Origin of the sequence: Psychromonas sp. SA13A, from assembly GCF_011378715.1 — a bacterium.
In the GTDB taxonomy this organism is placed as follows: Bacteria; Pseudomonadota; Gammaproteobacteria; order Enterobacterales; family Psychromonadaceae; genus Psychromonas.
Window position 1 is genome coordinate 39385 of the sequence record NZ_WTKU01000007.1, and the last position, 12485, is coordinate 51869.

9 protein-coding genes are annotated in these 12485 nt (G+C 36.7%); 7 read left to right on the forward strand and 2 right to left on the reverse strand.

From position 1 onward, the window contains the following. Positions 1 to 6: 6 nt before the first annotated feature. From GQR44_RS08465 to xylA, 6 genes are all read left to right on the forward strand, one after another. Entirely contained in the window at positions 7 to 1263 is a 1257-nt protein-coding gene (locus tag GQR44_RS08465; protein WP_166371240.1) for an ABC transporter substrate-binding protein, read from the forward strand. Positions 1264 to 1346: 83 nt separating this feature from the next. Beyond that, positions 1347 to 2345: a sugar ABC transporter permease gene (locus GQR44_RS08470; protein WP_166371242.1), complete on the forward strand. Its 999-nt coding sequence runs from the start codon at positions 1347 to 1349 to the stop codon at positions 2343 to 2345. Further along, positions 2342 to 3175, forward strand: a complete 834-nt coding sequence (locus GQR44_RS08475; protein WP_166371244.1) for a carbohydrate ABC transporter permease — start codon at positions 2342 to 2344, stop codon at positions 3173 to 3175. Before GQR44_RS08470 ends, GQR44_RS08475 begins: the two co-directional genes overlap by 4 nt. Positions 3176 to 3569: 394 nt before the next feature. Beyond that, complete coding sequence (locus tag GQR44_RS08480; RefSeq protein WP_166371246.1) at positions 3570 to 4820, forward strand: carbohydrate porin; 1251 nt, start codon at positions 3570 to 3572, stop codon at positions 4818 to 4820. A 710-nt stretch (positions 4821 to 5530) separates the two neighbouring features. Then, a complete protein-coding gene (locus tag GQR44_RS08485) occupies positions 5531 to 7765 on the forward strand; it encodes an endo-1,4-beta-xylanase (protein ID WP_166371249.1) in 2235 nt (744 codons plus the stop codon). A 596-nt stretch (positions 7766 to 8361) separates the two neighbouring features. Beyond that, a complete protein-coding gene (xylA, locus tag GQR44_RS08490; RefSeq protein WP_166371251.1) occupies positions 8362 to 9681 on the forward strand; it encodes a xylose isomerase in 1320 nt (439 codons plus the stop codon). A gap of 193 nt (positions 9682 to 9874) precedes the next feature. On the opposite strand, the gene GQR44_RS08495 is transcribed toward xylA, so the two are convergent. Next, on the reverse strand, positions 9875 to 10567 hold the full coding sequence (locus GQR44_RS08495; RefSeq protein WP_166371253.1) for a PHP domain-containing protein: 693 nt from the start codon (positions 10565 to 10567) through the stop codon (positions 9875 to 9877). 620 nt (positions 10568 to 11187) lie between these two features. Here GQR44_RS08495 and GQR44_RS08500 point away from each other — a divergent pair. Next, positions 11188 to 11364 (forward strand): hypothetical protein, encoded by a 177-nt coding sequence (locus GQR44_RS08500; protein ID WP_166371255.1) that lies wholly within the window; start codon positions 11188 to 11190, stop codon positions 11362 to 11364. A gap of 193 nt (positions 11365 to 11557) precedes the next feature. On the opposite strand, the gene GQR44_RS08505 is transcribed toward GQR44_RS08500, so the two are convergent. Next, on the reverse strand, positions 11558 to 12448 hold the full coding sequence (locus GQR44_RS08505; RefSeq protein ID WP_166371257.1) for a LysR family transcriptional regulator: 891 nt from the start codon (positions 12446 to 12448) through the stop codon (positions 11558 to 11560). Between the last annotated feature and the right edge of the window lie 37 nt (positions 12449 to 12485).

Genomic DNA, 12485 nt, shown 5'->3' on the forward strand with positions numbered 1-12485 from the left:
ATAAATATGATTACTTTTAAAAAAACGGTTGTTTTTTCCACATTATGTGCCGCTTTAATATCTAACGCTGCTAATGCAGAACAAGTAGAAATTACAGTAGCAAGTTTTCCAAACTTTAATCAGGTTGCTGAAGCTGCAGTTCCTTTGTTTGAAAAAATACATCCAGAGATTAAAGTGAAAATCGTTTCAACCGCTTACATGGATCACCATAATGCTATGACTACCGCATTGGCAACTGGGGCAAACCTTCCTGATGTGATGTCTATTGAAGCCAATTACATTGGTCGCTTGGCTCAGTCTGGTGGCTTAGAACCTTTAAATGTTGCCCCATATAACGCTAACGAATTTTATCAAAAAATCACGCCATTTACATTAGCTCAAGGTTCTGATTCAGACGGTAACCTAAGAGCAATGCCCGCAGATATTGGTCCTGGTTCATTATTTTATCGGAAAGATATCTTAGATAAATCTGGAGTTACTCAAGAAGAACTGATCAAAAATTGGGACTCATTTATCGATGCAGGGATTAAAGTTAAAGAGAAAACTGGAGATTATTTACTAGCAAATGCCGTTGATATTAAAGATATTTATATCCGTGCTAACTTAAAAGATGGGGAGGGTGTTTACTTCGATAAAGATCACAATATTTTAGTTAATAGCCCAAGATTCAAAGAAGCGTTTCGTTTATCAAAGAAAGCGCGTATGGCTGGTATTGATGCAAAGGTTTCACCATGGACAAACGAATGGACTGAAGGTTTAAAACGAGGAACTATTTCAGTGCAGATGATGGGAGCGTGGTTAGGTGGTCATTTACAGGATTGGATTGCACCTGATGCAACTGGATTGTGGCGTTCTACGCAATTGCCAAACGGTGCGTTAGCAAGTTGGGGGGGCTCATTTTATGCCATTCCAGTTAAAGCTAAACATAAGCCTGAAGCTTGGGAGTTTATTAAATTCATGTCGACTACTAAAGAAATACAGTTATTAGGAATGAAAGAGATCAATGCATTTCCAGCATTGATTGAAGCACAAGACGATCCGTTCTTTGAAGAAAAATTACCTTATTTAGGTAATCAACAAGCACGTCTTGCATGGAAAGAAACAGCGATGAAAATTCCATCTGTTTCGATGGACCGTTATGACGAAGTTGCTCGTCAAATTGTCAGTGATGCATTAGAAAAAGTATTAGAGCATGATGCTGACATTGATACCGTATTAGCGGATGCAGTGAAACAGATCAAACGTAAAGCACGTCGTCGTTAATTAACAGCGTTCTCATTTGATTATTTTTAGTTAAGAGGCGGACACCGTTTGCCTCTATTAAAGGGTTTTACTAGGCGAAAATTATGAATACTACTACTTCACATAAAGTATCCTCTACTCTACATAAGGTACCCCCGAAAAAAGGTAGTTTATGGTTACGCAAGGGTAATAAAATAGCGCCATATTTTTTTATTAGTCCATTTTTTATTATTTTTGGTGTGTTTGGGTTATTTCCGCTCCTTTTTTCATTGTACCTTTCATTTCATTATTGGGAGCCAGCCGCTGGATTAAGTGCTATGGAATGGGTCGGGCTAGAAAATTACGTATTTGCGTTACAAGATGAATGGTTTCAAAAATCAATCTACAACACGGTTGTGATCGCTTTAAAGTCAGGCATTCCACAGCATGTAGTGGCAATTCCGTTAGCCTTTTTTATCCATACTAGTTTTACAAGGTGGCGCAATACTGTTATCGGTGTGTATTTCGTTCCTTATATTACTTCTACCGTTGCGATTTCTCTGGTATTTACGACACTTTTTTCACGTGACTTTGGCATGGTTAATCAAGTATTGACATCTCTTGGTAACTTCACCGTAGCGGACATACACGTACTTAGTTGGATATTCCCCGTTAATAACGTGGATTGGGCTCGTCCTGAATATACTAAAGACATGATTTCATTCGTTGTGTTTTGGCGTTATGTTGGTTGGAATACTGTTCTGTATTTATCTGCCTTACAAACTATTCCTAAAGATTTATATGAAGCTGCCATTATTGATGGGGCGAACCGCTATCAACAGTTTTGGTATGTAACCTTACCATTGCTTAAACCAATGGCATTTTTTGCGGTGACTTTGACCATTATCGGTAACCTACAGTTATTTGAAGAACCTTTTATTATAACCGGTGGAACAGGTGGTATTGACCAAGCAGGTAAAACAGCAGCAATGCATATGTATTTAACCGCATTCGTAGAAAGTGATTTTGGAACAGCATCAGCGATATCTTGGATATTATTTATGATGATAGCAGGGCTAACTTGGATGAATCATAAACTATTAGGTGGGAGTAACGAGGAATGAGTAATCTAATCAAAAAAGACAAAGTTATCGCTTATGTTGTCGTTTCTTTAGGGGCGGTAATAATGCTAGCGCCATTTTATTTCATGTTTGTTTTTGCTTCTCACTCAAACTCTGGAATATTATCGGTTCCCCCGCCAATATTTTTTGGTGATTATATTGTAGAAAACTTTAATACACTGATCGATTTTCTACCTTATTTTTGGCACAACATTGGTTTAAGTTTATTCGTTGCGGTCGTAACAACAATACTTAATTTGTTATTTTGTTCTCTGGCAGGTTATGCGTTTGCCATGTTCGATTTTAAATTTAAAAACTTTTTATTCGTTGGCATCATGGCCACTATGTTGTTACCTCCTTTCTTAGGAATGATCCCAACGGCAATGATCATGTCACAAATAGGATGGATGAATGATCCTAAGGCTTTGATCATTCCTGCAGCTTGCGGGGCAATGGGTATATTCATGATGCGTCAGTTTATCGCAAGTGCTATTCCAAAGGAGTTGGTTGAAGCTGCTCGTATGGATGGCTGCCGTGAATTTAAAATCTATTATCGTGTAGTGATACCGCTTATTACGCCTGCTTTTGGAACATTAGGGTTAATCACCTTTATAGGGTCATGGAATAATTTCATGGGCCCATTGGTTGTGATGAACGATATGAAGATGTTCACTATTCCATTGGCGTTGCGAGCCTTACAGGGGACAGGACAAATACCGTGGGGAGCCGTTGCAATAGGGGCTGCCATTGCTGTTTTACCGCTTCTATTCTTATTTGTCATTGCCTCAAGACGGTTGATCGATGGCTTAACAGCAGGAGCAGTGAAAGGGTAGTGTTAATCATCAATAGTTACTAAGCCATCATTTTCGTTAAAGGCATATTAACTAGAAATGGATGATATTTGAGGTTTACTTTTAAAATCTACGTATGTTCTCAAATAAAAAACAAGACTTTTAAGAGGAGGTTTTTATAAAAATCTCCCTTTTTAAAAGCGCTATTACTTAGATATGTTAATAACCTTACTTAACCGCAATATGAACATTTAGCTTTGCGGTAGATTTTTGCGTTCAAAATTCGATGTTTTGACGTAATTTGGCCTTTTTGTTGTTTTTATGAGCATCTTAGGCCAGCACTTGGGGAACTATTACAAGATGTTTTATGACCCAAAATAATTTTTAAATAGCAACTTAATCAACTTTCTAATTCATGTTTAATAAAGGAATAAAAATGAACTTATCGAAATTTAAGCTACTACCGTTAACCGTTTCGGTTGCCGCCATTTTATCACCGATGACTGCCGCGGCAGTTGATGCGCCCGAAGACTTTAAGTTTTCTGGTTATGCTCGCTATGGTTTGCATGCTTCTGATGATGCGTATACGCATGATTATGGTAATTATACTGGATCAGATAGTCTTATCAAATTAGATAGAGCACTGACTGGTAACTCGGCAGGACGTCTAGGCAATGAAGGAAATGGAGGAGAGATTCAATTTACTAAAGGCTTGCTAGGTCCTAATGATACAGTTTGGAAGATTGGTTTCATGGTCGATCACTGGAGTGATAACGTTCATTTTAAAAAGATATTTGCCAGTGTAACAAATGTATTTGAATCGCAACCCAATGCCACATTATGGGCCGGCCGTGATTTCCATCAACGCCCGCAAACACAACTTGCTGATTTTTTCATTATGACACATGACGGACAAGGTGCTGGTGTAAAAGACCTGGACTTAGGTTGGGCTAAATTAGATCTAGGTGCAGTAGGAGCAGTTGCAGATGGCGTAACAGGTGCTACTGATGACACCTATCTGTATGGTAATTCAACAAATGACAGCGGTAATTATGCAATTACTTCGAAGTTACATGATATTGCCCTGGGTGACTCTATTTCACTGAGTGTTCTTGCAAACTATGGTTTTAGTACTGATGACAAAACCGATCCTGGTTCAGCGCGTAATGATGGAACCAAAGCTTATCAAATAGCTACTATCTTTGATAGCAATTGGTCAAAAGGCTCAAATCAACTCGCTATTCGTTATTCTGATAATGCTTATAATTCAGTATTTACTAAGACAGAAGATATGACGGATCTTTATGCTGGTTTAGAGGGAAGTTATTATGCGACTCAGAATTTTGGTTTAATGTATGCTATTGCTTATGCTGATCATACTGAAGCGAATGATAGTGAAGATCGTAGTGAATATAGTGCAATTATTCGACCTATGTATAGCTGGAATGATATTCATTCAACATGGTTTGAGTTTGGTACTTCACTTGCTGATTATGATAATGGTGGTAAGAATACAGCTTGGAAAGCAACTATATCACAAAATATAAGTATTGATGCATTTGGGTTTGGACGACCAATGCTACGTTTTTATGCCAATATAGGCCAGTCAGATAATAAAGCAACTCAACCAACTCAAGGTGAGGTTGATGTATTTGCGGTGGGGGCAATGTTTGAAGCTTGGTGGTAAAAAAGCCTATTTATAAATCTTAATCATAAATAGGCTTGTACCAGAAAGCTGATGGGTTTCGTTTGGCGACAGAACCATCAGCAGTCAACTATACTTTAAGTTAAAAATTAACATACTTAAATAAAAATATACTGATATTCAATCTAACTAACATTTTATGCCAAGTTAGATTGAATATTTTGACTTAGATGTTTTGTCACTTTATTCAGAGCATCTGTATATCGATGACTACAGTGTAAACAATCGACATATTATCAATTTCATTTACCTCTTTGACTATTCATCTCATATAAACATTTCAATGTAACTTCAACTTAAATACTTGATAGTTATTTAGATTATTTATTCTTCTATTTAGCTGCTTCTTATATTAAATAACCTTAATTTTTTTATTAAAAATTTATTTTCCTATAAAAATCAGCGTTATAGATTATTAATATGGTGCTCTTTTATTTGCGATTAATCACATTTATTCGTTATGAGGCTAAATTCATAACCTAGTTTATTAAATATAGTAAAGATGAAAATAAAGCATTCCTTCATAGTCAGTTACTAATCAAGGTAAGGAAAGTGAAAAAGAGTAGTTAGCAACACAAATTGCTGACGTCTGTCATTTCCCATTTTATCGATAAGTGTACTTAACAGAATAATTTGTACTGAAGTAAACACTACTTTGTCTATATCACTACTCATGAGAAGAAGGAATAATAATGAAAAAAGTACTAATACCAACGTTGCTCGCGGTTACATTACTTGGCTGTACTAATGGTCAAAATGGAAAGTTATCAAACCAAGAAATGAGTCCAGAAAATGCGGGAATGCCATTAAAATATTTAGCATCTCAAATTAATTTGGGCATTGGTGCTGCAGTTGAAACCGGACATTTAAAGGACCCACAGTTTAGAGCTAAACTTATTAGTGAATTTTCACAGATAACGCCAGAAAATGAAATGAAGTTCCAGTACGTACATCCAGAAAAAGATCGGTTTGATTTCAGCAAGGGCGATGAACTGGTAGCTTTTGCGCTTGAAAATAATATGGTTGTAAAAGGTCACGCACTTGTTTGGCATATTCAGAATCCATCGTGGTTGGAAGATGGTAATTGGTCTAAAGCTGAGTTGATGGCTATTCTTGAAAATCATATAAAAACAGTTGTCTCACATTACCGTGGTAAAGTCACTTATTGGGATGTCGTTAATGAAGCATTTGATGATAATGGTGGTTTCAGAGATACAATTTGGTACCGCACAATAGGTGAAGAGTATATCGAATTAGCATTCCGCTGGGCGCATGAAGCTGATCCTGATGCTGTTCTGTTTTATAACGATTACTCGACAGAGGGAATGACGTCAAAATCTAATGCTGTTTACCGCTACATTAAAACATTAATTGAAAAAGGAGTGCCAGTGCAAGGTGTGGGCACTCAATTACATTTAACAGCTGAAAACCCGGTAAGTGACTCATCGGTTGCGCGTAATATAGAACGACTAGATGATTTGGGTTTAAGAATCCATTTTACAGAAGTTGATGTGAGAGTTCGGGATCAAGATGGAGCTGCAGGCTTAGATAATCAAGCTAAGCGTTATGAATCATTAGCAAAATTAGCAGCGTACTATCCTGAAGTCGATTTGTTTACTACTTGGGGGCTAAGTGATAAATATTCTTGGATACCTGGTTGGTTTGAAGGTTATGGTAGAGCATTAATGTTTGATAAAAACTACCAACAAAAGCCTGCTTACAAGGCTGTACAACGTGTATTAACTGATGCCGTAAAGGGCGCTTCTACTTATAAACCGGTTACTGATTTAAGTAACGCTAAACGGTTTATACAACCATTCAATGCGAAAGAGTTAACATCAGACAAATTTGATTCAGCTAAAGTTGTGTATTATCCATTTGCTTTTAACCAGTTAAATCAAAAAAATCAAACTTTGTCGCCAGAACAACGCACCTCAATAGATGGTAAATGGGGTGTCGCCTATCATAAGAACAAATTGATTGGACAGGTGATACGTAAAGATGACGTAACGGTGACCAACAATGCTCAAGCACATGAAAACGATAATGTTGAAATATTTGTTCGTCTTGGGGATAAATTTTGGCAATTTAGATCGATTGTAGGTCAAGATTTTGAACCTATTGACTTTCCAGGTAAAGCGACAGGTAAGTGGAACAAAGACGGGAGTACTTTTGATTTCACCGTTGAGTTTAACGATTACCAAGACTTAGTTGGTGAAACGTTTGGTTTTAATATTGCTTTGGCTGATAACGACGGTGCCGGCCGTGACACGCAACTTTATCCTTTAACGGGTAATAATATCGGTTGGCAAGGTGAGGAGTTTGGTGAACTCTTTATGAATGGTCAAAATGCCGTTGTTTCTTCAGAGCCTGTTTCTATACCTCCAGCCTTCAAAGCGATCAAATTACCGACGGCTATTAAGTCTGCTGAAGAAATGACGACTGGTGGCTACCAATATCCATTTGCATTTAATCAGCTTAATCAGAATGATATGACAGTCAAAAATGGGGATGATATCTTAGGAAACTGGAAGGTTGGCTATTACGATAATTGGTTGTACGGCGTTGTCAATCGAGTTGATGATGTAACCGTTACCTCTAGGGAAGCACCTTATGAAAATGATAATATTGAGGTCTTTGTTCAGCAGGGAGATAAACCGATGAATCAGTTCCGTAGTGTAGTTGGGCAAGACTTTGAACAAACCGGGTATTCTGGTCGTTATGAAGCACATTGGAATAAAGAAGGCACACAATTATTCTTTGCAATCGAATTAGACTCTTCTATTAAATCTGGAGAAAGCATATCTTGGAATATTGCACTGGCTGATAATGATGATGGTAAACAGAGAAAGTATCAACTTTACCCTGTAGCGGGTAGTAATATTTCTTACTTAGGTGAGGAATTAACTAAGCTAATAGCTGAATAATTTTTATAATAAGAGGGTAGTTCTAGGGCTACCTTTTACTTTGTTAGTTCATTGTATTTTACAAACGCAAGCTTCATCGTTGCCTACAATGAAGTCACAATATTTATTGATTTTTACAATAATTTTCTCATCGAATTTATACATTGAAATTGCTTAGGTAAGAATATTTTTGCCTAATTCAGTGATACCAGAGGTCCTCAGTACTAAAGTATGAATGCCATTAAGTGAAAAGTACTTCTACTTCTATACTTCTTCTATTTCACCGCGTAAAACTATTTCTTAATTTATATGTTAATGAAGTGGAGTATTTGTTTTGAGTATCTCGATTTAACTTCCCATCGTTGTATTGCATAGTTTCTTACACTATCAAAATTTGAATGAACTTTATTCGGTTTGATTTTTGTTCTTTTAGAGTCAATTCAGTAAAAATATGAGAAAAAACATTAAATATAAATTTAAAAAATGATAACTAGAGAGGATTAATTAAATCCATTAATAGCACTGTTAAATTTCGTAATTGAATACTTTGTCAAAAAAGAAAATGATGTAACCCGGCTGATAAATAAACTTTTACCAACAACTATTGGATATTAATTATGACTGAATTTTTTAAAGATGTAGCGCCGATTAAATTTGAAGGCACTGAATCAACAAACCCTTTAGCATTTCATCATTACGATGCAGATCGCATGATTTTAGGTAAATCAATGAAAGATCATCTTCGTTTTGCAGCCTGTTATTGGCATAACTTTTGTTGGCAGGGATCTGATGTCTTTGGTGGAGGTACATTCGACCGTCCTTGGCAAAAACCAGGAAATGCGATGGACATGGCAAAAATGAAAGCGGATGCTGCATTTGAATTTTTTAAAAAATTGAATGTGCCTTATTATTGCTTCCACGATACTGATGTCGCACCAGAAGGTAATTCAATCAAAGAATATCAAAATAACTTTGCTGAAATGGTTGATGTACTTGAAGCGAAACAGGCTGAAACAGGGCTTAAGCTTCTTTGGGGGACTGCAAATGCATTTTCTAACCCTCGTTATATGAATGGTGCCGCAACTAACCCTAATCCAGAAGTGTTTTCTTATGCTGCAACTCAAATTTTTAATGCCATGGGAGCAACAAAACGTTTAGGTGGCGATAACTATGTATTATGGGGAGGTCGTGAAGGTTATGAAACACTACTTAATACTGATCTGCGCCAAGAACGAGAGCAACTTGGACGTATGATGCAAATGGTTGTTGAACATAAACACAAAATTGGCTTTAAAGGGGCTATTTTAATAGAGCCAAAACCTCAAGAACCTACCAAGCACCAATATGATTACGATACTGCAACTGTTTATGGATTCTTGAAACAGTACGGTTTAGAAAATGAAATAAAAGTGAATATCGAAGCCAACCATGCAACGTTAGCTGGACATAGTTTCCAACATGAGATTGCGACTGCAACTTCATTAGGTTTATTTGGTTCAGTTGATGCTAACCGAGGTGACCCACAACTAGGATGGGATACAGACCAATTCCCAAATAGCGTTGAAGAAAATACATTAGTTATGTATGAAATTCTTAAAGCGGGTGGTTTTACAACGGGCGGTTTTAATTTTGACTCTCGTGTTCGTCGTCCTTCAATCGATGGTGCAGACCTTTTCCACGGACACATCGGTGGTATGGATGTGATGGCTAAGTCGCTAGAGCGTGCAGCAGCTATGATTGAAAATGATGTGCTTGGTAAAAATATTTCTGATCGTTATGCTGGTTGGAATAGTAAACTTGGCAAGAATATTTTAAGTGGTGAAATTTCTCTTGAATCACTAGCTAAACAAGCACTAGAAAATAATATTCAGCCAGTACCTGCTTCTGGACGTCAAGAATACTTAGAAAATGTTGTTAATAGCTTTATTTTTAAGTAATTTGATATTCATTAAACATAACTAATATAAAACCGATAGTTGGATTGATTGTAATATCTTCCAATTATCGGTTTTTTATTGCTTAGATTAAAATAATAAGTGCATAACGTAGCATCTGAGCAAACTAGTACTTTCAGCTTATTGTGTCCCCTTTAAATAACATCACGCGCTACACCGTACATGATATTTAAGTTCAATCTTCAGGGATTGATATATAAGACTTACCGTTTTTAACATATTTAATAAATTCATTAATAGATTTTAATCTTTCGGGGAAATATGTACCTTGCCCTGCTAAATTTTCTACATTATGGGTATCAGAGCCTGCGGTTTGGGGTAAACCGAACTCTTGGGCGTAAGCCAACGCTCTTTCATTAAAGATCTGCTTATCGTTTCCAGAATTGAATACTTCAATTGCATCAATCTTTTTACCGAATAATCTTATTTTCTTAATATAAGAGCGCTCTCTAAAGGGATGTGCATGTGTTAAAAATCCATTCGCTTCATGTACTTTATCAAAATAGAGTTCAAGCGGCCATTCTAGTAAATCAGGATTATCTAGTAGAAATTTTTTATCTAGACCATAAGTTAGAAACTCTGTTCCTTTATAGTTGTACTCCCAGCCGAAAAAAATGTCTATATTTAATCTATCTCCTACTTTTTTGGCATTTTCATATCCTATGCAGAATAAATCTACTTTATCTTTCCAAGGTAAAGCAGCATCAATGTTGCAGTTTCCATTAAAAAAATGATCTGTGATGATTACTCCACTATAACCGGCTTTAGCGTAGCTCTTTACAATCTCCTCAGCTGTATTGGAGGCGCATGCACTTACTTCCGATGTATGACAGTGAGTTTCATATTTATATGGGAAAGCAGAGTACATTATGGTTTCTCCAAGTATTTCAGGCATTATGCAGTGAGTTTTCATTTTAAATTTATTTTATTTTAGTGATTTATACACCTACGCATTGATAAATTATTAGATATAAATCAATTTCTTTCTTATATTTGAATCCGATTAGTTAAATAGTGGGTAGAATAGAATAATATTTATTAGTTAAGCGATCATTGGAAATTTTTTTAATCACATAATATTGCAAGGTGTTGTCAATTTCTAAATTTATTTACGTTAACAGTATTGTTGTGACTTATGAAAATATTCGACAGTAGAGTGAAAAATAACAGGAATATTTAATATAGTCAGATCAAAAAAATTGCGACCGACTCGATGATACTTGGTATCACGATGTGGTCTTTATAAAAGTTAAAACTGTATTTAAATTATGTCTGACGAACGGTAGATTAAATTGAAGATGAAATAGATATTTTAGTTCAGAAACGAAAAGACAAATAAGCGACTATGAGGCTCTTTAAGCTATTTTTAAAGGGACAAGGAATAAAAGTGTTACAGAACTGACAGTGAAATTGACAAGTTATTCAGCAGCTAAAATGTATTAATACCAAGTGTTAAACACTCAACTAGTGAGTATAAAAGTAACGGATGTGAGCTTTAACATCGAACTACTGGTGGCAAGAAAAGTAGATGAGCGAATTGAAATAACTGGTCAACCTGAACGGCTTTTAAGTTGCAACAGTTTCTCACGTAATCTGTTTCATTTTGGTCGTCATTTAATGCAAGCTAAACATTATCCAGCACTCAGTTATCGTTCTTTCTATTAATCGATTCAGTTAGTAGCATCCGAAATTCACTTTAAACCTGAAATTACTGACTTTATTCATCTCTAGTCGATAAGTTAACAACATCCCTCAAATAGCTGGATGAAAACAATTGTCCAGTTTCTGAGCCTCCAATCTCAAAGTAACCGTCTTGCAATTAGTAGCTTATAAAACAGGCAGTCGTCCTATTCCTCTTTTAATTCGACCGGTTTCTCTTTTTTAATATTTGTACTGCCATTTTGATAAATGCCTGTGTGGCAGGAGAGGCTTGTCGGGTACTGTGCAGTGCTAAACCAATTGTTCGCTTGTACTGCGGCGATAGGTGTCGAACCACATAGCCATCGGTTTGCAAAGCTTGTGGGAGTGCTAATTCAGCAACGAGGGCAACGCCTTCGCCTTTTGCAACCAATGCAATTGTAGTCATCAGTTGTGTAGTTCTATAGCGAATGTCAGGGATAAGATCCTCGGCTGCAAATAGCTTGGAAATGAGTTGCGCTGATCCGGCTTCCGTAAGAATAAAAGGAACACGGGATAAATCCTTAAGTAGAATTTTATCTTTATCCGCCAATGAATGTGATTTAGGAATAAGGGCAACCATTTGATCTTCAATCAATGCAAAGGTATCAAAACGCTCATCAGGAAGCACCACAAAGCCAACATCGACACGGCGCTCTTGTAACCATTGTACGACCTGTTGGTCATTTCCTTCATCAATTCGCACCTCAATATTGGGAAATTGCTTACGGTAACCATCTAGGATCATAGGGAGTAAGCGCAAGGAGGAAGTTGGACCGAAAGAGCCAATACGAAGGCTCCCTAGTTGCAATCCCTTAATATCTGCCGACTCTTGGCGTATGGTCTCAGACAATCCCAGTATTTCTCGAGCGCGGGGAAGTAATCGAACGCCAGCAACAGTCAGTTCTGCTTGTGACTTATTACGCTCGATAAGGCTTACCCCTAAATCCTCTTCGAGTTTTTTCAGCGCGTGCGAAACAGCTGACTGACTGATACCTAACTGTTGGGCTGCCAAGGTAAATCCACACAGCTCTGCAACGACTACAAATATTTCAAGTTGGCTAAACGTCATGATCTATTGCTCATTTTACTATGATTTAACATTAGTG

Bases quoted from the DNA above. Each gene is read 5' to 3' on its own strand.
- GQR44_RS08465 (WP_166371240.1), top strand. From the start codon at position 7: ATGATTACTTTTAAAAAAACGGTTGTTTTTTCCACATTATGTGCCGCT.
- GQR44_RS08470 (WP_166371242.1), top strand. From the start codon at position 1,347: ATGAATACTACTACTTCACATAAAGTATCCTCTACTCTACATAAGGTA.
- GQR44_RS08475 (WP_166371244.1), top strand. From the start codon at position 2,342: ATGAGTAATCTAATCAAAAAAGACAAAGTTATCGCTTATGTTGTCGTT.
- GQR44_RS08480 (WP_166371246.1), top strand. From the start codon at position 3,570: ATGAACTTATCGAAATTTAAGCTACTACCGTTAACCGTTTCGGTTGCC.
- GQR44_RS08485 (WP_166371249.1), top strand. From the start codon at position 5,531: ATGAAAAAAGTACTAATACCAACGTTGCTCGCGGTTACATTACTTGGC.
- xylA (WP_166371251.1), top strand. From the start codon at position 8,362: ATGACTGAATTTTTTAAAGATGTAGCGCCGATTAAATTTGAAGGCACT.
- GQR44_RS08495 (WP_166371253.1), bottom strand. From the start codon at position 10,567: ATGTACTCTGCTTTCCCATATAAATATGAAACTCACTGTCATACATCG.
- GQR44_RS08505 (WP_166371257.1), bottom strand. From the start codon at position 12,448: ATGACGTTTAGCCAACTTGAAATATTTGTAGTCGTTGCAGAGCTGTGT.